The organism is Cysteiniphilum sp. QT6929, assembly GCF_030035755.1.
Classification (GTDB): domain Bacteria; phylum Pseudomonadota; class Gammaproteobacteria; order Francisellales; family Francisellaceae; genus Caedibacter; species Caedibacter litoralis.
The window spans coordinates 2,398,763-2,419,759 of the sequence record NZ_CP103983.1; the positions used below are offsets into that span (position 1 = coordinate 2,398,763).

Genomic DNA, 20,997 nt, shown 5'->3' on the forward strand with positions numbered 1-20,997 from the left:
AATAGAAACTTTACCGATTGATGATGTTAAGTCTATATCAGTATGAAAAAGTTTAATAGAATTTCTGCTGTTAACTACGCTTCCTTTGGTGTAGGTAAGCAATAAGTGTCATTAGCAGAAATAATAAAGATAATAGTGTAACAGGTAATAACCCATAAACCATCCACGGTGTTTGTCCTTCTATACCATAAACCTTACCTTTTAATACGGCTTGTTCATTGCGTGGAAGGCTGGCGATGGTTTGACCCTCAGGGTTAATAATCGAGGTGACCCCATTATTGGTTGCTTGAATGACATAACGTCCAGTCTCAATCGCACGCATTTGTGAAATTTCCTCGTGTTGCCAAGGGGCAAGGGAATCACCAAACCACGCATCATCACTGATAACGGCAGTAAGATCAGCATTTTGTAGCTGATCACGTACCTCAGATGGATATGCAATCTCATAGCAGATAAATAACGCGACACTTAAACCGTTCATTTTAAGTAAAGGCTGTACTTCGCTACCTTTGGTGAAGCTTGACATTGGGATATTAAAATACGCCATAAAAGGTTCAAGAAAATAAGCAAAAGGATAGTACTCACCAAATGGCACTAAATGGTGTTTGTAATAGTGACCAGAGCCTAAGCCATAGACAAAGGCTGAATTGAAGTATTGTTCTTTAGCGTTTAATGCAACGGTGCCAACCAAAATGGCACTGTGCTGTGTGTCACCTAAGTCATCTACTTGACGTAAAAAAGGTTCTATAAATGTTTTAAATGTTGGAATGGAGTTCTCAGGCCAAAAAACCAAATCAGCTGGGTTGTCTCTGGTGGTGGTATAGTAATAATTGATAATCGTTTGCAGCATGCTAGGATCCCATTTCTGATCCTGAATAAAATTGCCTTGGAGGATGCTGACACTTTTTTCAATGCCGTCACTTTTCGTCCACTTGATTTGCTGCAAAGACCAAGCAATAACTAAGGTGACAATAATGCTGATCATCATTGAAATCACAATCTTCGGTTGACGGATATGATTGATCATTTCACTTATGCATATTGAGATAAAGCATATGATAAAACCCACCAGAAAAACGCTGCCAATCGGGGCAAAACTTGCTAAGAAAGTATGTGTTTGTGAATAGCCAAGTAACACCCATGGAAAGCCGGTAAAAAGGTGCGTGCGCAGGAGCTCTAGTATCAACCATACAACGGGTAATAACAAAACTCTGTAAATGAAGTGATGATTTTTAAGTTTGGCATAAGCATAACCAAACGCTAAAAAGAATAGACTTAAGAATAAGATAAAAACAATGGTCAGTGTGACACCTAAAAACACTGATTGACTAAAGGCATGGATGCTGACGTAAATCCACGAAATACTTGAGCCAAAAAAACCGATGCCATAACAATATCCAAGCCAAAGACTTTGACGTATGCGCGGTTGCCTTTGCAGAATCTGCATAAAAAGTATAAGTGAAATAAAGGCAAAAATACTAAAGCCAATCGGTGAAAATGATAGGGTTAAAAGTGCACCAGCAATGAGTGCTAAAAGTGTATTTATAATGAAAGGCATATTATAACAGTGAGTTTAGTCTTGATTGATAATCACATGCAGCGCACGCACGCGACGCTTATCAGCAGCAGTTACTTTAAAGGTGAACTGACCAATGCTTACTTCCTCACCCACCTCAGGCAGATGCTCTAATTTATTGATAATAAGTCCACCAATCGTGTCAAATTCAGTATCATCAATATTGGCATCGAAGAAATCATTAAAGTCCTCGATTTCAGTCAATGCATCAATACTAAACTCGTTTTCGTTGATTTTAAGAATCTGTGTTGCTTCTTGATCAAACTCATCTTCAATATCACCAACAATTTCCTCTAGAATATCTTCAATCGTGACAAGTCCTGAGATGACACCATACTCATCAACAACAATAGCAAGATGATTATGACTGGTTTTGAAATCACGTAAGAGTGCGTCAAGCTTTTTACTTTCAGGTACAAAAATCGCACTGCGTAATATTGGTTTTAAATGATCAACACAAAGATCCTTGTGCTCAAGTACTACCTTGAGTAAATCTTTGGTATGGAGTATTCCAAGAATGTCATCACGATTTTCCGAGAATACGGGCAAACGTGTATGGCTTGAGTTAACAATGGTTTGAATGATTTCCTTGCTGGTCATGCCCGCATGGATCGTCGCCATTTGCGTGCGTGGAATCATGATATCACCAACGGATGATGAGGCGACATTTAATACCCCTTTAATCATGTCACGCGATTCGCTATCGATCGTACCTTTTTTGACAGCAAGATTTACAAGACCTAAAAAGTCAGAAGGGCTGTGCGGCATTAAGATGGTTGCGGCTATTTTTTCAAGCCAGGTTTGAGAATGTTCAGCGTTATCGTTTTTCGTCTGTTTGTCGTCCATTGTTTACTATTTCTCAACATAAGGGTTATCAATACCAAGCTCTGCCAATAAAGCGATTTCTATGCTCTCCATCTCCAGGGCATCCTCTTCATCGATATGGTCATAGCCAACTAAATGCAGTATGCCATGGATTAGAATGTGGCACCAGTGAGCATCGAGCAATTTATGCTGCTCTTTTGCTTCTTTTTGCAAAACTTCAGGACATATTATTAAATCCCCTAGAAAATGCTCAGTTTCATTGTCCTTAGGTAGTCCAGGCGGTGCCTCAAACGGGAAAGAGAGGATATTGGTTGGCTTATCTTTGGCGCGATAGTTATTATTGTAATGTTGCATCTCATCAGCATTAACAACTTCAATACTGATAATCGCTTGAGCTTTGTTAAGAAATGTTAAAGTGTGCTCTGCCCAAGTATTGAGTTTATTTTCAGCAGGAAGATAAAGCGCACGAGGATTGTTAATATCAATTTCAAGCATTGTCATTAATAATCCTGACTATGATGTTGCTCATAGACATCATAAGCAGCAACAACGCGTTGGACGATCGGGTGGCGTACGACATCAATCGTTTCAAAGAATGTCATGCTGATTCCTTCAACGCCGGCAAGCACTTCAATAGCATGACGAAGTCCAGGGGTAACACCTTTGGGTAAGTCAACCTGAGTAATATCACCGGTGACAATTGCTGTTGAGTTAAAGCCAATACGTGTTAAGAACATTTTCATTTGCTCTTTGGTCGTGTTTTGACTTTCATCAAGAATAATAAATGAATCATTAATCGTGCGCCCACGCATATAGGCTAAGGGTGCAATCTCAATGATTTGTTTCTCAATTAACTTGCCAACACGTTCAACACCCATAAGATCATATAATGCGTCGTACATTGGACGTAAATAAGGGTCAACTTTTTGCGCTAAGTCACCGGGTAAGAAGCCTAATTTTTCACCTGCTTCAACCGCAGGGCGCACAAGTACCAAGCGTTTTACAAGACCTTTTTCAAAGGCAGCAACAGCACATGCCATTGCCAGATAAGTCTTACCAGTACCCGCCGGACCTATGCCAAAGTTAATATCATTTTCCTGGATGCGCTTTAAATAACGTTCTTGGTTAACCGTGCGCGGGTTAATAGGACGCGAACCAATCATCACTTGAAATTCAGGGATGAATTTTTCTTTTTTATCTGCTTGTTCTCTTTTGGCAAGTGCATTAAGTGCGATATTGAGCTCTTTGTTATTAAGTTCAAACTGGACATCATTAACAAGTTTTTCGTAAAGTTCTTCTAGAAATTCTCGCGCATCTGTAATTGCGGTCTTAGGACCCACGATGCGGAAATTATTACCGCGTTGAATGATTTCAACGGCTAAATATTTTTCGATTAAGTGTAAATTTTCATTTAAATTGCCACAAAGCTTCGCAAGCATTTGTGCGCTATCTGGCTCAAGATAAAATTGTATTGATTTCATGAAGCTAAATAATTTCTCCGCGTAGTGAATGTGGTAAAGCTTCAATGATTTTAACATCAATTAATTGACCAATTAAACTAGAATCACCAGCAAAGTTGACGATGCGATTGTTTTCTGTGCGTCCTGCGAGCACTTTATCATTTTTCTTGGAAATTCCTTCCACTAGAATACGTTGTGTTGAGCCAACCATTTGGCGGCTAATGACCATCGCATTATGATTAAGCTGATCTTGCAAACGCTTTAAACGCTCTTTTTTAACCTCAACAGGTGTGTCATCTGCTAAGTTGGCGGCAGGCGTTCCAGGGCGTTTGCTATAGATGAAACTAAAAGACTGATCAAATTGAACATCTTTAACAAGATCCATTAATTTCTCAAAATCTTCTTCAGTTTCACCTGGAAAGCCAACGATAAAGTCAGAGGAAATGGTAATATCGGAGCGAACTTTGCGAAGCTTACGAATTTTTTGTTTGAATTCTAAAATCGTGTGATTGCGCTTCATGGCTGTTAAGATGCGATCAGAGCCATGTTGAACCGGTAAGTGTAAGTGATTTGCTAACTGTGGCACCTCAGCATAGGCATTAATGAGGTTGTCTGAAAACTCAACTGGATGAGAGGTGGTAAAGCGAATACGCTCAACGCCGTCAATCGCTGCAATAAAATGAATAAGTAACGCCAAATCAGCGGTGTCACCTGAAGCCATTTTACCAAGATAATGATTGACGTTTTGACCTAAAAGCGTGATTTCTTTAACACCTTGTTCAGCCAAAATAGCGCACTCTGCTAACACATCTTCAAATGGGCGGTTAACCTCAGGCCCTCGGGTATATGGCACGACACAATAAGAGCAGTATTTATCGCAGCCTTCCATAATCGAGACAAATGCTTTAGCGCCTTCAGCTTTTGGTGCTGGCAGGTGGTCAAATTTTTCCACTTCAGGAAAAGAAATATCAACTTGCGAAATATCAGTTTTTTGTTTTTGTTTAATCAAATCAGGTAAGCGGTGAATGGTTTGTGGACCAAAAACGATATCCACGAAAGGCGCGCGTTTAATGATGTTTTCGCCTTCTTGTGATGCGACACAGCCACCAACGCCGATGACAAGTTCAGGGTTTTTGCTCTTAAGGTTTTTCCAGCGTCCTAGCTCGTGAAAGACTTTCTCTTGGGCTTTTTCACGAATAGAGCAGGTATTGATAAGAATGATATCTGCTTCAGTATAATCTTCCGTTTTACTGGTATTAAAATGTTCACCTAAAACTTCATTCATGCGTGATGAATCGTATTCGTTCATCTGGCAACCAAGTGTTTTAATATATACTTTTTTATGTTGTTTTACGGGATTTTCAATCACGCTGTCTGTCATTTTTAGTTACCTGATTTTATTTATTGTATGATTTGTATTTATTGCTAAGCGTGTTTGATTTGTAATAGATCGTTTATTAGCCTAGCAAAAAGTCAAAATAGGGTAGCGTTTTTTGTGTAAAAAGGCTAGTGAAATATCAGAGTTGATACAAAACAAGTCATGAGAAAATAATTGAAAAACTTAAGAGGCGTATTGTCTACGCCCAATAGAGTTATTTTCCTTGCGCTTTATTAATTGCTGCTTGAATGGTGTCTTGTTGTGCAAAGCCAGGGATAACTGTTGTATTAGCAGCGGTCGCACCTGATAGAGGCATAACGATAATTGCTGGTGTACCTTGGATGCCTAACTTATCAAAGCCAAGTTTCATGTCTGCTGCAATATTGTCAGTGACTTTTTTCTCTTTGATTAGGCTTTCAGCTTTAGCAACATCAACACCTACTTTTTTCGCAGCGTCATTAACATCTTTAACGGTTAATTTACCTTCATCAACGCCACTAGCGAAAACGGCATTGTGATATTTCAAATAGCCTTCAGCGCCATTTAGCATATAAGCAGCAATGCCCATTTCAGCAGCATATTGTGACGCTTCCCAACGTTGACCAAAGATTGGGAATTCTTTAAAGATATATTTTACATTTGGATTAGCGTCCATTACTTTTTCCATGATTGGCGCTACTTTATGGCAGAATACACACTGGTAATCAAAGAATTCAATCACTGCAACCTTGGCATCTTTTGGTCCAATGGTAGGTGTTTGCTCATTTGAAAGAAGTGCTTTGGCATTCTCTAGAACAGAGGTTACTTGTTTTTTCTCTTGTGCTGCCATTAAGTCTTTTTGGAATGTTTGCATAATGGTTTGCATTTGCTCTTGTGAGAACTTACCTTGCTCATTTGAAATACCTGCTTTAAAGCCAGCAAGAACTTGCGCGTTATCCAAAGTTGCGCCTTGTGCTTTTAATTGTGCACTAACGTTGCCTGCAACACTATAGCCTAAGGTATAGCTTACATTGTTGATAAGTGTCGCTTCACTTTGCTGAGCATCAGCAGCAGTTACTGGCTTTGCAGTTTCAGTTGCTGTTGGTTGTGTTGCAATGGTTTTTGTTACCTCAGGGGTCGCCTTTGCTGAGTCCTTTGAATCAGATTGTGAACAACCTGCTAGAACAGTGGCAAAAAGTGCAGCGCCTAGCGTGCTTACGATGATTTTTTTTGACATACGCATTATGAATAAAGCTCCATGTTTTTCAGTTAATAAAAATAATCTTTCCGAACTATAACAAAGTTGTTGCTAAAAGGAAAAAGGTTCATGCTCAAATAGTAATTTTCTTCCATAAAAAAGCCCCAACAGTGGGGCGTGTAGATATCTATTGATGTTTTGGTATATTAATTAGCTAATGCTTAATTTGCTGCAGCACTTGTTGCGTCAACTGCTTTTTTAGCGCTATCAGCAGGCGTCTTTGCTGTATCAGCTGCAGTTGTTGCAGTTTGTGCTTTTGCTGCGTCAAGTTTGGCTTTAGCTCTAGCAGCCTCGGCTTCAGCGGCTTCTTCATGCGCTTTCATTTTAGCTTCCATTTCTTTTTGGAAGGCTTGCATTGATTGCTCCATTTGCTCTTGGCTTAGCTTGGGCTTACTACCTTCAATACCAGCAACAAAGCCTTGTTGAAGATCATCAGTGTTTAGGCTGACATTTTGTTGCTTTAATTGCTCAGTCATGTTTTTGCCGATTGAATAACCAATCGTGTAACTTGCATCTGCTGTGTTATTTTGTGCTGTTGCAGCTGTTTTGGCTGGTTGAGCAGTAGCAGGTGCCGCTTTAGTTGCGTCAGCAAAAGCGCCAGAAACTAATGCGCTGCCTGCTAAAAGTGATAATGCAATGGTGGTTAACTTCTTCATATTTACTCCATATTTTAATGATTAATGTGTTAAATCGAACCTCATTAGCTTAAACAGCACCTTAGCAAAGAACAAGCGTTTTACAGTGAAAAGCATTAAAAATATCAAAAAACAATGACATTTTATATACAGTTGCTAAACTAACGCACATTTAAAATTATGCTTATTGCAACCTAATGCCAAGACGAATTAAGAAAAACTTTCCTAGCGGGGTATTCAATGCCACTATTTCCAACCTGTCGCATGAAGGGCGTGGAATCGCTAAAATTGACGGTAAAACAACCTTTATTCCATTTGCTTTAGAAGGCGAAGAGGTCGCGTTTGAATATACTTTATCAAAATCAAATTATGATGAAGGTAAATTGGTACAAGTTCTAAAGCCAAGCGCTAAGCGTGTTGCTCCGCCATGCGAGTATTTTGAGGTGTGTGGCGGTTGTTCTTTTCAACATGTCGCACCTGATGCGCAAATTGCCTTTAAAGAAGAAACATTGCTGAATCATTTTAAACATTTCGGACAAGGTCTTGAACCACTTGCGCGTATAGCTCCTTTACGCTCAAGCTCGCACGAGGGTTATCGTACTAAAGCACGATTAGGCGCGCGCTATGTGCATAAAAAAGGCAAAGTGCTTGTTGGCTTTAGAGAGCGCGATGGGCGGTTTCTTGCTGATATTAATCACTGTGAAGTATTGCACCCAAGTGTAGGCAAAAATTTAACTTTGTTACAGGATCTAGTGTTTAGTCTTTCAAACTACAAAGAAATTCCGCAAATTGAAGTGGCAGTAGATGATCAGGTAACCGCATTGATTATCCGTCACTTAAGTGCATTTACTGACGAGGATTTAGCTAAGTTAACTGACTTTGCTAAAGCGCAGCAGTTTTGGATATATTTGCAGGCTAAGGGACCTGATACGATAACACGTTTATACCCAGAGATAACGCAAGAGCCACAGTCGCTGTCTTATCATTTGACGGATTATGGTGTAACTATTTATTTTGAGCCAAATGACTTCACACAAGTTAATCATGACATTAATCGTAAAATGTTAAAGCAAGCGATAGCGTTATTGGAAGTATCAAATAATGATACCGTACTTGATTTGTTTTGTGGTTTGGGTAATTTTAGTTTGCCACTGGCAACAAAAGCTAAATTCGTTGTGGGTGTCGAAGGTGATGAGGCAATGACGATGCGTGCTATGGAAAATGCTAAGCGCAATAACATAGATAATGTCGCTTTTTATCCTGTGAATTTGTTTGAAGACATTTCAAAACATGAATGGATTGTGGAAAATGAGTTTAATAAGTTACTATTGGATCCGCCACGAGCAGGGGCTGAGATGGTGTGCAAACAAATTGAAAAAATTAACCCTGAGCGTATTGTCTATGTGTCCTGTGATCCAGCAACGTTGGCGCGTGATGCTGGCATTTTAGTTAATGAAAAGGGTTATAAACTGCTTTCAGCAGGTGTAATGGACATGTTTCCACATACGACACATGTTGAGTCTATTGCGGTTTTTGAAAAATAAAAGCATAGTGATATATTGAAAGTGTAGGGGCGTATTGTATACGCCCCAAAAGCAGACGAAACAAATTTAAAGCTTTAGAATTGAGCGTAAAGAATAAAAAATAAAAAATAAAAGAAGGTGAGGTTGTGGAGATTGAGTCATTAGTCAATCAGCTGCTAAGTGATGAAACAAGTGAAGATCAGCAGTATCAAATCATTCAGCAGATAGATGCTGAGCTATATGAAGAGCAAACACTTTTTGAATTAGCACGGACATTTCTAAATTATAGTATTAGGGTGGAAAATCCTTTTGCTGAAACAGTCGATATTGTTGGTACGGGTGGCGATGGTTGTCGAACCTTAAATTATTCAACACTAAGCGCATTAATGGTGCATGAGTTAGGTGCTAAGGTTGCCAAACATGGTAATCGTTCGGCAACGTCAAAGTGCGGTAGTTTTGATTTCTTGCAAAAGCTTAATGTGGAAATTCCTGATAACCCAGAAGCGGCATTGAACTTGTTAAAAGAACAAGGAATGGTGTTTTTGTTTGCGCCATTTTTTCATCCAATTTTTGCCAAAGTGGTTAATGTGCGCCAGCGCTTTGCTAAAGAGGGTAAGCGCACCTTTTTTAATGTGTTGGGTCCATTGTTAAATCCGATGCAGGTCAAAAGAATCGTGGCAGGGGTTTATGATGAGCGTTTGCTTAAGCCGTATCTTTATGCACTTAAAAACCTAGGTGTCACGCATGCCTATGTTGTATATGGTGATGGAATGGATGAATTTTCAGTTTGTGGTGCCAATAAAGTGATTAAACTTGAGCATGACGAAGTTACTGAATTTAGCTTACATCCAGAGCAACTAGGATTTGTGCGCGGCAGACTAGATTACTTAGAAGCAGGTGATTTGTATCAGAATTTGGCGGAATCAAAATCGTTATTAAATAATGAAATGTTAGGTGCTAAGCAAGATACGCTGATATTAAATGCAGCTGCCTCTATGCATGTCGCTAGTGGTTTTGTTGATACTTTATCAGTACAAGTTAAGGTGATTAAAGATGCGCTATTACAAGGGAAGTTTGCACATTTAATCCCCTAGTTAATTACATGCTGTATGGGCGAAGCTGAAATTAATAAACTGGCATGCATAAAACTGGATCGCTTGAAGGATGTACCACAGCATGATGTACCGAAGCTCAATGACAAATTGGTGAAGAAAGTGAGATTGTTAAGAAATCTGCGTTTTTGAATGAGCTTGAGCGTATTGTCAAAGAAAAATAGCTTGAATGCCAAATTTATAATGACAACTCAATGTGAGGATATAAACTTGTTTAATCGTTATATTTTTTTGATAATCACATCGTATGACTCAACAATCGCTACCATTGGCAACAAAGAAGATATCAGCAGAGGTATCATTACCTGGTTCAAAAAGTTTATCCAATCGCGTATTACTTATTGCGGCAATGGCAAAGGGTGAATCGTTGATTGATAACTTACCGTTAAGTAAGGATGTATTAGCCGGTGTTGGTACATTAAAAGCTTTGGGTGTTTCACATCAATTTGATGAGGCATCAGGGCGCATTATTATTCAGGGAGCCAATGGTTCTTTCCCTAACAAAGACGCACGCATTTTTTGTAATGAAGCAGGGACATTGACGCGCTTTATTATTCCATTGTGTGCTGCACAAAAATCAGGTGAGTATTATATCTATGCCGCTGACAGAATGATGGCGCGGCCCATTGCTGAGCAGTTATCTGTATTGAACTCTTTGGGTATGCAGGCAAGCTATGAGCAAAATCAATCATCATTGCCTATGACCATTTTGGCAGAAGGTTTAAAGCAGACAAGTAGTGTCAGTATTGATGGCGCTAAGAGTAGCCAGTTCTTGTCAGGTTTATTAATCGCATCCCCCTTGATCGACGGTGGCTTAAGTATTCATTCAGATACAGATCATCCACAACCTTATGTGCAAATGACAGTGGATATGATGCGTGATTTTGGTGTGGTAGTTAACGTTGAAAATAATCTTTATAAGATACAAGGCAATCAAAGCTATCAAGCACGATACTATGCGATTGAACCAGATATTTCAACAGCATCGTATTTTTGGGCATTGGCGGCAATCACACAGGGTGATGTTAAAGTTAAGCACGTAACACGCGATGCCAAACAAGGGGATATTCGTTTTCTAGAAGTGCTTGAAAAAATGGGCTGTCAAGTGATTGCCGAAGAAGATGGAATTCGCGTGATCGGTGGTGAAGTATTAAATGGTGTGACAGTAGATATGCGCAATTTCTCCGATACGTTTATGACTGTTGCGGCAATTGCGTGCTTTGCCAAGGGGGAGACGCATATTACAGGACTTGAACATACGCGTTTACAGGAGTCAGATCGTGTCAGTGCTATGGCTGAGGGCTTAACACGCTTAGGTGTTAACGTCACAACAGCGAAGGATAGTATCCATATTTATCCTGAAAAATCAGCGCTTAGAGCAGCTACTGTCGAAGGGCATAATGATCATCGTATTGCAATGTCATTGGCGCTTATTGGTTTAAGGCAGGAAGGTGTTATTATCAATGGTGCGGAGTGTGTCAGTAAAACATGCCCTGATTACTTTGAGCGGATGGCGAAAATTATTTAGTTCATGCGCAAATCACGGTAAACTACAGCCATTTTGGAGAGTAAGGACGATTGATGCAAGATAGGCAGCTACTGGATTTAGAGGTGATGTTATCGCGCTTTAGTGTCAGGCGTGCTTTTTATCTAGGAAAAGTTAAAAAAGCTTATTTTGAGCGAGTTTCTGCAGTGCATCATTATGCAACAAGTGGTTTTATTTATGATGCGCAGATATTTGGCGCAAGCTTTAATGCCGGCAATTGGCCGTTTGCGAACAAAAGCTTTGATCTGATTGTGCTTGATAATGTGTTATTAAATCCTAATGATCTACATAAGATTTTAATGGAAGCCATTCGTGTGCTCAGTGATGATGGTTGCTTGATTGTGGCGCAATACAAAAAAAATCAAGGAACAGCCATTCCATTTCGTTACGTTAATAAAGAAATAAAATCTGAAGGTTTACATAAAATTGAAAGCCATTATTATGATGTGTTTAATGTCAAAGACTTCAATAAATGGTTGCCGTGTTTGTTGCCTGAGAGCTTTTCTTGTGAGTATATTGCAAGCTTTAGCAAACAGGTTATTCCGCTAAGCCCATTGTTCTCTGAGGCAACGGAAATGGTTAAGTTGCCTGGGAAATATGCCATTGGTATGAATAAAGTGTTGAAAGTGAAATGAATAGGGGTGTATTCGTAAATACAATAGCCCTACAGGCTGCATGATGTGTGTAGCAATAAGAGTTTGTAGAAAACTGTGTTGACACTTTGGTATAGTACAAAATAAAAAAGAAAACGAGAAAGTATATGTTTGAAATAAGTGAAAATATCGAGAATTATTATGAGTTAAGCCAAACAGTGCGTGAGAAAATGCGCATGATTGACGATATGGCAGATCAGCTGGGTGAGCTTTTGGATTGGAACTTGACCGTTGACTTTCAGATTATCAATCAAGATGATAAATCATCATTATATGGTGTATCCATTATTGCAGGGGAATCGGATGACGACGAGGCGCCGGTGTTTTTCTCAACGGCATCAGCAGATGAGGCATTAATCCGTTTACAAGTCTATTTGGAGTTGATGGAGAAATTTGAGATTAGCAATTTGGCAAGATCTCAGGAATATTACCAACAATCGCTGGATAAGCTTGCACATTATTACAATGACTCTTGTGATGATTTGTTGCATCAAATCGTGCTTGAGAGTTTCTTTGAGTTTAATGAGAGGTTAGTCGATAATTAAATGTAGGGGCGTATTGCACCAGCTAGCACCTCTCCCCTTGCGGGAGAGGTCGTGTGGCTTCAGCTGCGCGGGTGAGGGGTGTGTATACGCTCAAATTTGAATTTGCTAATTTTCTTAATTACCCCTAGGCTTAAATGGATTTTAAATAGCGGAAACACTAAACGAATGACAAGGATGGTGGCAGTATGAGAAAAAGTCTTTATTTTTATATCCTTTATATTTTTTATACATTGATAGTGGCTGCAACCAGTGTGAAACTAGCCTATCCGGCAGCAAATAGTTATAAGCAGATTGTGCCACTTAACTCATGGATGATACAGCAGCAAGAAAAGTGTAAAAAAGATCAAGATCAAGCATTAACGACCTTATGCGCTTTGAATAGTTGGTTGTCTCCCACATTAAAATCGCAAATTGCCCAGTCGACTATGAGTCTACATCTTAAAGCGCTTGACGCGCATAAATCACAAGTTCAGTTGATTGTTGCTAAAGAGACCAACGCGCCTTATGTCAATATGGATTTATTTTTAGAACAATTGGGTTTGTGGCAACAGCCTGTGGATTGGCAAGCGTATTTAAACCCATCAATCCTTAATAAGGGCGTAATAGAAATCTCCTACCCATTAATGATTGCTAGTCGTCAAATCATTGAATTTATCGGACTGCCTGCACAGACACAGTTTATGCCGCGACAGTTAGAGAAAGTATATCCCGCGCAATTAACGGCAATGATCACTAAAAAGAAGCAAGTTATTGATATTGATATCAAGCTTGATATCGCAAAGCTTGCACTTGTGCATATGAATTTCCATGCTCAAGTTGATGGTGTGCTATCGCTTAGCCCATTATTGACAAATTTTACAGAACAAGACATCCACAATAGTCTTAAAAACAAAGTTTATCCCAGTGAATTTACGCTTAGTTTAACTAGTACAGGGCTTATTGAAGATATTATGCAGGAGTTATTGGGCGATCAATCATTGATATATTTACCCATGCTATTGATGCATTTATCGGACTATTTCACGCAAATTGCCTTATTGCAACGTGATCCGTTATTAAAACGAGGGTTTATCAGTTTGGCTGATTTTATTGTGCTACCCAGAAGCTTGAGTGTAAAGGCGGTGAATAACTATGGGCAGCAACAAAGCTTTAGCTTATGGCAAGATATGCTTGATTGGCTTAACTTTGATTATCAATGGCAGAGGCTCATACTTAAACAGCAAGAAGATAAAAGTAGTGCACTGCAACAAAAAATATTCAAGATCAATGCACAAAGAGTTAAATATAAAAATAAGCTGTTAGCTCTCTTTAAGACGGGTTTTTCTTATCAGTTTTTCAGTAATGATGTTGAAGTAAAATAAGCTAAAAAAGATAAAGTTTTTAAATATTACGTACATTACTCGCAAAAAAATCAATATTCACTATGTTTACAATACTGCTTACTGCTGGTTAGCAGTCAGGTGAATCAGGAATTCGTTAAAACTTGGAAGTAAAAGAAATAAAAGAAGTAACAATAAACAATAAACAATAAAGGTGATGATATGCTAGGAAGGTACTCAAAAAATCTATTTGCACTCGTTGCAATCAGTTTCATTATATTATTAAGCGCTTGTGGCGGAGGTGGTAGCTCATCAACTGCAGCTGTAGGTACACAGACGGTGAATTGCCCACAGGGGTCAACTTGCGCACCTGAACAGGTGTCAATGGTTGAAGCTCAATCATAATCAAGGAGGATACGATGAAAATCAAACGATTGAATATACATTATCTTGCGTTATTAATGGGGGCGTCTGTGTCGGCATCATATGCTGTGCCGACATCAGGCGATTATGTGAATGATCTGCCACAGACCTATACCAATAATTTCACGCAAGAGACGATGGATCAGATTAATGGTATTTTGTGTGTGTTTACACAGACGAATTATCCTGAGTTTACAAATCAAGGTGCTTATCTGTCAAAGGTTGATATGAATGCCTGTAATATGGGCGATGAGCGAAGTGATAACAGTGTGCCGATTTTGTCTGATATTGTTGGTGAGTCAACGAATATCAACGGCGTGCAAACGGTGACTTTCTGGATTGATGGCTTACAAGTGGGTGATGGTGACACGGTATTGATTGAAGGCAAATTAGTGGCAACAGAAACACCAACAACACTTAATCCTTATGGTGTGTTTAGTTTAAATTATGTGTCTTATCCGTATGTTAGCGGGGTGTTAAATCGCACAACGCCGCAGTTTAGAGGGTTTATTAGTGCTTCACAGGCGACCAATGGACGTGCCTTGGTGAAATACTTTGAAACGGAAAGCAATGGCAATAATAGTCGGAATGTCGCTTTAGCCTTTATCCAAACCGCTGAAAATACAGGCTACGGTCAGATCTCAAGTGTTTTTAATCAAAGCTCGATGTTGGCAAAAATTGCTTTTAATAGCAGCCATTTAGAAAATCTGGTCACACGTGCCGATTTAACTAATGGTCAGGCTGAGATTTGTTATGATCGCAATAATTATACAACGAGTGTTTATCGCTATGGTTTATATAATGCTGATGGTAGCCGCGTTAATCGTGATTCCGGTGGTTTCCCCGTTGAGATGACAATTAATAATGAAACAAAACGTGGTTGGTTAAGTTTTTATGGGTTATGGTTGCCTGGTAACCCAACGGTTGCTGATGGCACAGCTGCCACGAAAAAAGACATGCAAACAGGCGCATCAACTGCTGGTACCATTGAAGTGGGACCTGGCAGACTTGAGCTGCAAACTGCGCGTTCAATTACTTTAGGTCAGTTAGCAGGGACACGTTTACGCTTACATGCATTTAATCAAAATCAAGCGACAGCGATTGTATTATGGAATTCAACTAATCAGCAATTTGATAAAGTGGGTGAGGATAGTTGCACCCAAAATGGTTGTAGCTTTACCCCTGTAACACCCGCAGTAGCTATTTCAAACTCAGAGCTGCAAACGAGCTATCTAGGTCAACACTATAGTTTGAATGTATCGATTGATGGTGTTGGTGGCGGTGGCTTTACCAATATTCCAATGCGTGATCAAAATAATCAAGTTGTGTTACCGACTAATAGTACACAGTTAGTCGTATGGACAAATGCGCTTGTGGCACCAACAGCAGCAGATGATATATTAACACTTCATTGTTATAACAATTGCCCAGTATGGAATAATGGTTTAGGACAGTGGGAAACCAAGTACCCAGCATGGGATAGCTCAGGATCTCCTAATCTCTATTTAACCTATACGATCAATAAAAATATTCTTGCGACTAATAATGCTTATACTTTACTTGATCCTAACAACGTGCCGGTGACCTCAACAACCGATAATTTATGGGTTGGTGAGATGGTACCAAATACAGTTAATGTTGGTACGAATATTGATAATTTATACAATGGCACCATTACCCAAAAGTACACTTGGCAAAGTGGACCACAACCGTGGAATAAGTTCTACACTTTCAAAGCAACCAGTGACAATAGCATCAGTAGTTTTGAGCCACCGATTAGCTTAACCTACAATGATGGTCAGGGTAGTCGCTTTATCGAGTATGAATCCTTTGGGCAGTTAAACGGTATTCCAGGTAAATGTTATAGTCGCTTAGATAATACCTTGCAGCCGCAATGTGGTGGTAATGATCAGATTTGGGTACCTGATTATAATGTGCCAACAGGGGCTGAGCTTACACAAACAGCAAATGCCAATGTCAGCTATTTTGTTAAGCAGTTGGGTATTGCGCAAAACTTACTTCCCCTTGCAGTAGGGGCTGCAAGAGATGCGTGTATCAGTGATCTACAAACACTAATTACCCAAGCAGGCACCGATAGCAATGTCACCTTGCCAACATTGAGTGATTGGGTTGATCCAAATATTGGTACGATGCCAAGCGTTGGTGATATTCCAAAGGTAATTGCGGGTGTGACACAACCTCAAACATAGGTGTTAGGTTTTTAGAATCTTTGCTATACTAGCGACACTTAAGAATATGAAAGCTCTTTTGATTAAAAGGGCTTTTATTTTTGTTGCAACTAAACCCTCGTCTTAAAAGCATTCAGCGTTCCCTGAGCGGTGTCGAAGGGTAGAGTATACTCTGTTTTTGATGTTTATTAGGGGGGTAATTAGTTGCAGTTATGTTGTTATAAAATAATTGAAGTTTGTATTTTAGAAAAAAACTATGACTTTATAAACACCCCGTCAGCCTACGGCTGCCACCTCTCTTGCAAAGAGGGGAATTGGGCGACGGTGATTTTAATTCCCCTCTTTGCAAGAGGGGTGCCGAGCTTGTGAGGCGGGGTGTTGCAATAGAAAAGTGTATAACTACAGTAAAATAAGGAAAAATAATGCAATTACCTCATTGCCCACAATGTCAAAGTGAATATGTTTATCAAGATGGTGAAATGCTTATCTGCCCTGAATGTGCTTATGAATGGCAAATCAATGCCGTTACAGAAGAAGCCACTGATGTCAAAAAAGATGCGTATGGTACGCCTTTACAAGATGGTGATAGCATTACAGTCATTAAAGATTTAAAAGTGAAAGGTTCATCATTAGTTGTTAAAGTTGGCACTAAAGTCAAAAATATTCGTCTAGTGGATGGTGATCATGATATCGATTGCAAAATTGATGGTATTGGTGCGATGAAGTTAAAGTCGGAGTTTGTCAAAAAAGCATAAAGTACTCAGTAGCGATACAAGTATTATCAGCTGTATTGTATATTATTAGATCAAGTCCTAAAATGACGGCGGATTGTCATATTCGGGCTTGATCCAAATATCAGTTTTCTGCCTTAAGGGACCTAGTTAATAGCGCATGAGCTGTTGTGCGCATATCTTGATTTTCGTGGAGAATGCTATAAACCGCTTCAACGATTGGCATTGACACATTGTGCTTTTGTGCCAACTTATAGACAGCATTGGCTGAAGCAATGCCCTCAACGACTTGTTTGACTTCGTTGCAAGCCTCATCAATGCTTTTGCCTTGACCGACAAGTACCCCAAAGCGGCGATTACGCGATTGGTTATCAGTGCAGGTTAATAGCAGATCACCAAGCCCGCTTAAGCCGTAAAAGGTTTCAAGCTTACCACCTAGCGTTAGACCTAATTGAGTGAGCTCATTAAGTCCACGAGTAATTAAGCCCGCACGCGCATTAGCACCAAAGCCAAGACCGTCTGAGATACCACAAGCAATGGCAAGCGCGTTTTTAACAGCCCCACCGATCTCAGCACCAGTGACATCTGTTGAGGTATAACAGCGAAAATTATCACTATTAAAAAGCAGTTGAATATGTTTGGCATAATCATTGCGCTTAGAGGCAGCCAAAATGGCAGTAGGTAAGCCTTTAGCGACTTCTTTGGCAAAACTGGGTCCCGTAATTAAACCAAAGGGATTATCTTTTAGGATATCTTCAGCCATTTGATCTAATAGCTGATAACTATGATGGCAAAAGCCTTTTGTCGCTGAGATCACACCTTGTGTGCTCGTTAAATGTGGTTTGATCGCTTCGAGTGTTTTCACAAAGCCAACACTTGGTGTTGCCATTAAAATGTCATCACATTGATGTATAACACTTTGCCAATCATTGATGGCAATTAAATTTGCTGGGAAATCAACATCCGGTAAGTAGCTGTGATTATGTTTATCACGAATCATTTGTGTGTTGTGTGTATCTTTCCATGAATGGATATAAACCATATGTCCAACGCGTGCTAGTTGTAACGCGAGTGCTGTGCCCCACGAGCCGGCACCCATGACAAGAATTGTATTATTCATAAAAATAGTAACTCCAGTTGTTTATGCTAATGGCTTAATACCAAGTAAGCGATCACTTTCTTGATAGGCTTTATCAGCAAATTCGCCCATCCATTCTTTCACATCGTTAAACTGCTGACTAAATTCAAATTTGCCATTGGTTGACTTTAATTGCTCTACTTGCTTTAGAATCAATTGGGCATAATCATGAATGCTATTTAAGCGCTCATGGTCAGAGGCAATAATATTGGCATATAAGTCAGCGTCTTGGCTAAAAAGACGTCCGATAATATTAAGCTCCATTTTGTAAACAGGGCTTGAGATTGCCATTAATTCTTCCAAATGGATATTATGTTGTTTTAAGAACATTCCCATGCAAAATACGGAGAAATGTTCGATGCCTTGGATAAATGTCATTGCTTGGTCATGTGCGCTTGCGGCCATTTTTTTCAGTGTAAATCCTAAGGTTATAAGGTCATCGATGAACCATTGATAATGTTGAGAGTCGCGCCCATCGCAGTAAACAATCACCTGTTTATTGCTGTTGGTAACGGTTGGTCCAAAGATCGGGTGAAGTCCAATAACAGCACCATGATGTGCGCTGAGCATTTTGGTCATTGGTGCTGATTTAATGCTTGTTAAGTCCGCAAGTATAGTATTAGAGCTAATATACTCGGAAGTTTTTGCAATGATTTCATCAGTGAGCGCAATGGGGGTGCTGATAATCACCATATCTTGTTTTTGCAGAAGTGTTTGTGCCTCTTGCCAATCATCTTCACCAAAAAGGGTAATTTCATAATGCGCAAGTTGCTTAAGAAAAAAAGCTAAGCATTTTCCCATGGCACCATGACCACCAATAATGCATAGACGGCGTGTTGGCTCTTTTGTCATTTCCTTCATTTCTGTCATGATTTTATACCTTTAGCCATAATGTAATCGGTCCATCATTGGTGAGTGATACTTGCATATTGGCACCGAATTGCCCTTGCTGAATGCGTGCATATTTTTGCGTAATATCAGCGTGAAATTCAGCAAATTTTGCTTTGGCAATCCGCGGTGGGCATGCTCCAGAAAAGCTTGGACGTAAGCCGCGATCAGTATCAGCAGCCAGTGTGAATTGCGGCACAAGTAATAACTCACCATTGATATCAATAAGACTTTTGTTAAGCTTGCCATGATCATCTTCAAAAATGCGTTGATTTAAAAGCTTGTGCGCCATTTTGTCATATTCTTTTTTTTCATCTTTTTCTTCGATACAGATAAGTGCCATAATACCTTGGGCAATATGTGCAATTTGATCATTGTCGACGGTAACAGAAGCGTGAGTGACACGCTGTATAAGGCTTAGCATATTGCTTGGTGTATTTAGTTCCGAAGTGACACTAGCATATACTCATCACAAAGCATTTTACAGAATTTTTTGCGTTGTAATTTGTGAGGATACAGTGATTTTATGATGGGTCATTATGCTTACGCATCAAGAAGATAGGTTAGCACAAAGAAGTATGCTAATGAGGGCTTTAGTTAACTGTGTAGTTGTGAACTTTTTTATTTCAACACCCCACCTCGCAAGCTCGGCACCCCTCTTACAAAGAGGGGAATATAAAATAACCATTGCCTAATTCCCCTCTTTGTAAGAGGGGTGGCAGTCGTAGACTGACGGGGTGTTTGTAAAACCATAGTTTTTTCTAGGGTGCGTAACTTTAGAGTTAAATTAATCCAGCCTCTTTGACAATATCGCGCTCGTGGCGAAGCTCTTCTAATGTTTTATTGAAAGCTTGTTTTCCAAAGGCATCTTGCGTAATACCTTCAACAACTTTAATTTCACCATTCTTAACGATGCATGGTACTGAGAAGATAAGTCCTTTGTCGACACCATATTCACCATTGGAAACTTTTGAAATTGAGACCGTTTCACCTGCTGGCGTGTCAAAAATAATTCCTCTAACACTAGTGATAACGGCATTCGCTGCAGAAGCTGCGGAAGATGCGCCACGCGCTTTAATGACAGCCGCGCCACGTTGCTGAATCATTGGTGTGAATTCTTCTTCTAGCCATTTGCGATCAGTAATGACATCAGTTGCAGGTTTGCCTGCAATTTCAGCATGGGCAAAATCAGGGAATTGTGTTGCTGAGTGGTTACCCCAAATGGTCATTTTCTTCACTGCAGTAACATCAACACCGGCTTTAATTGCAAGTTGCTTACGCGCGCGATTCTCATCAAGTGAAATCATCGCAAAGAAGCGATCATTAGGGACATTCGCGGCATTCATCATAGTGATCAATGCATTGGTATTACAAGGGTTACCAACGGCTAAAACGCGGACATCTTTAGCAGCATGTTTACTGATAGCTTCACCCATTGGTTTAAAAATCTTACCGTTTACACCTAATAAGTCAGAGCGCTCCATACCTGCTTTGCGAGGAACTGCACCAATCATCAATACCCAGTTGGCATCTTTCACCGCTTCATTAACATCTGCCGTGCAAGTCACACTTTTTAATAGTGGGAATGCGCAGTCATCAAGCTCCATTTTAACGCCTTGCAATGTTGGCAATGTTTGCTCTAATTCCAATAAATTAAGGTGTACATTAACATCTTTACCAAACATTTCACCTGAAGCAATTCTGAAAATTACTGCATAACCAATATTACCAGCTGCCCCTGTTACCGTAACGCGCACACTTTTATTTGAACTATTTGACATGAATTATTTCTCCTTATGATTTAACGAGTAGATTTCGT

General features: G+C 39.7%; 20 protein-coding genes. 9 read left to right on the forward strand and 11 right to left on the reverse strand.

The annotated features are described in order from the left end of the window. Positions 1 to 70 precede the first annotated feature (70 nt). From lnt to NYP54_RS10515, 7 genes are all read right to left on the reverse strand, one after another. Positions 71 to 1,558: an apolipoprotein N-acyltransferase gene (gene lnt / locus NYP54_RS10485; protein ID WP_283156458.1), complete on the reverse strand. Its 1,488-nt coding sequence runs from the start codon at positions 1,556 to 1,558 to the stop codon at positions 71 to 73. Between the two features lie 15 nt (positions 1,559 to 1,573). Continuing rightward, a complete protein-coding gene (locus NYP54_RS10490) occupies positions 1,574 to 2,422 on the reverse strand; it encodes a transporter associated domain-containing protein (protein ID WP_283156459.1) in 849 nt (282 codons plus the stop codon). Positions 2,423 to 2,428: 6 nt separating this feature from the next. Continuing rightward, entirely contained in the window at positions 2,429 to 2,902 is a 474-nt protein-coding gene (gene ybeY / locus NYP54_RS10495) for an rRNA maturation RNase YbeY (RefSeq protein ID WP_283156460.1), read from the reverse strand. Beyond that, a complete protein-coding gene (locus NYP54_RS10500) occupies positions 2,902 to 3,882 on the reverse strand; it encodes a PhoH family protein (protein WP_117003669.1) in 981 nt (326 codons plus the stop codon). The genes ybeY and NYP54_RS10500 overlap by 1 nt, the downstream gene beginning before the upstream one ends. A 4-nt stretch (positions 3,883 to 3,886) precedes the next feature. Beyond that, on the reverse strand, positions 3,887 to 5,242 hold the full coding sequence (gene miaB / locus NYP54_RS10505) for a tRNA (N6-isopentenyl adenosine(37)-C2)-methylthiotransferase MiaB (protein WP_283156461.1): 1,356 nt from the start codon (positions 5,240 to 5,242) through the stop codon (positions 3,887 to 3,889). 211 nt (positions 5,243 to 5,453) lie between these two features. After that, complete coding sequence (locus tag NYP54_RS10510) at positions 5,454 to 6,461, reverse strand: thioredoxin domain-containing protein (RefSeq protein WP_283156462.1); 1,008 nt, start codon at positions 6,459 to 6,461, stop codon at positions 5,454 to 5,456. A 176-nt stretch (positions 6,462 to 6,637) separates the two neighbouring features. Beyond that, complete coding sequence (locus tag NYP54_RS10515) at positions 6,638 to 7,132, reverse strand: FKBP-type peptidyl-prolyl cis-trans isomerase N-terminal domain-containing protein (RefSeq protein ID WP_283156463.1); 495 nt, start codon at positions 7,130 to 7,132, stop codon at positions 6,638 to 6,640. A gap of 176 nt (positions 7,133 to 7,308) precedes the next feature. On the opposite strand from NYP54_RS10515, the gene rlmD reads away from it, so the two are divergent. The 9 genes from rlmD to NYP54_RS10560 all read left to right on the forward strand — a co-directional run bounded on the left by rlmD (position 7,309) and on the right by NYP54_RS10560 (position 17,176). Continuing rightward, positions 7,309 to 8,655, forward strand: coding sequence for a 23S rRNA (uracil(1939)-C(5))-methyltransferase RlmD (rlmD, locus tag NYP54_RS10520; protein WP_283156464.1), 1,347 nt, complete (start codon positions 7,309 to 7,311; stop codon positions 8,653 to 8,655). 125 nt (positions 8,656 to 8,780) lie between these two features. Then, entirely contained in the window at positions 8,781 to 9,728 is a 948-nt protein-coding gene (gene trpD / locus NYP54_RS10525; RefSeq protein ID WP_283156465.1) for an anthranilate phosphoribosyltransferase, read from the forward strand. Positions 9,729 to 9,993: 265 nt separating this feature from the next. Then, entirely contained in the window at positions 9,994 to 11,274 is a 1,281-nt protein-coding gene (gene aroA / locus NYP54_RS10530; RefSeq protein WP_283156466.1) for a 3-phosphoshikimate 1-carboxyvinyltransferase, read from the forward strand. Positions 11,275 to 11,327: 53 nt separating this feature from the next. Further along, entirely contained in the window at positions 11,328 to 11,927 is a 600-nt protein-coding gene (locus NYP54_RS10535; protein WP_283156467.1) for a class I SAM-dependent methyltransferase, read from the forward strand. A gap of 125 nt (positions 11,928 to 12,052) precedes the next feature. Beyond that, on the forward strand, positions 12,053 to 12,490 hold the full coding sequence (locus NYP54_RS10540; protein ID WP_283156468.1) for a hypothetical protein: 438 nt from the start codon (positions 12,053 to 12,055) through the stop codon (positions 12,488 to 12,490). Positions 12,491 to 12,675: 185 nt separating this feature from the next. Continuing rightward, positions 12,676 to 13,851: a hypothetical protein gene (locus NYP54_RS10545; protein ID WP_283156469.1), complete on the forward strand. Its 1,176-nt coding sequence runs from the start codon at positions 12,676 to 12,678 to the stop codon at positions 13,849 to 13,851. Between the two features lie 180 nt (positions 13,852 to 14,031). After that, positions 14,032 to 14,214, forward strand: coding sequence for a hypothetical protein (locus NYP54_RS10550; RefSeq protein ID WP_283156470.1), 183 nt, complete (start codon positions 14,032 to 14,034; stop codon positions 14,212 to 14,214). 14 nt (positions 14,215 to 14,228) lie between these two features. After that, entirely contained in the window at positions 14,229 to 16,442 is a 2,214-nt protein-coding gene (locus NYP54_RS10555; RefSeq protein WP_283156471.1) for a hypothetical protein, read from the forward strand. A 398-nt stretch (positions 16,443 to 16,840) separates the two neighbouring features. Beyond that, on the forward strand, positions 16,841 to 17,176 hold the full coding sequence (locus NYP54_RS10560) for a zinc ribbon domain-containing protein YjdM (protein WP_283157533.1): 336 nt from the start codon (positions 16,841 to 16,843) through the stop codon (positions 17,174 to 17,176). Positions 17,177 to 17,276: 100 nt separating this feature from the next. Here NYP54_RS10560 and NYP54_RS10565 read toward each other — a convergent pair whose 3' ends face one another. The 4 genes from NYP54_RS10565 to NYP54_RS10580 all read right to left on the reverse strand — a co-directional run bounded on the left by NYP54_RS10565 (position 17,277) and on the right by NYP54_RS10580 (position 20,959). Further along, positions 17,277 to 18,272: an NAD(P)H-dependent glycerol-3-phosphate dehydrogenase gene (locus NYP54_RS10565; protein WP_283156472.1), complete on the reverse strand. Its 996-nt coding sequence runs from the start codon at positions 18,270 to 18,272 to the stop codon at positions 17,277 to 17,279. 21 nt (positions 18,273 to 18,293) lie between these two features. Beyond that, on the reverse strand, positions 18,294 to 19,160 hold the full coding sequence (gene tyrA / locus NYP54_RS10570) for a bifunctional chorismate mutase/prephenate dehydrogenase (protein ID WP_283156473.1): 867 nt from the start codon (positions 19,158 to 19,160) through the stop codon (positions 18,294 to 18,296). A 4-nt stretch (positions 19,161 to 19,164) separates the two neighbouring features. Further along, positions 19,165 to 19,602: a D-aminoacyl-tRNA deacylase gene (gene dtd, locus NYP54_RS10575; protein WP_283156474.1), complete on the reverse strand. Its 438-nt coding sequence runs from the start codon at positions 19,600 to 19,602 to the stop codon at positions 19,165 to 19,167. 358 nt (positions 19,603 to 19,960) lie between these two features. Continuing rightward, a complete protein-coding gene (locus NYP54_RS10580; RefSeq protein WP_283156475.1) occupies positions 19,961 to 20,959 on the reverse strand; it encodes a malate dehydrogenase in 999 nt (332 codons plus the stop codon). Positions 20,960 to 20,997 lie beyond the last annotated feature (38 nt).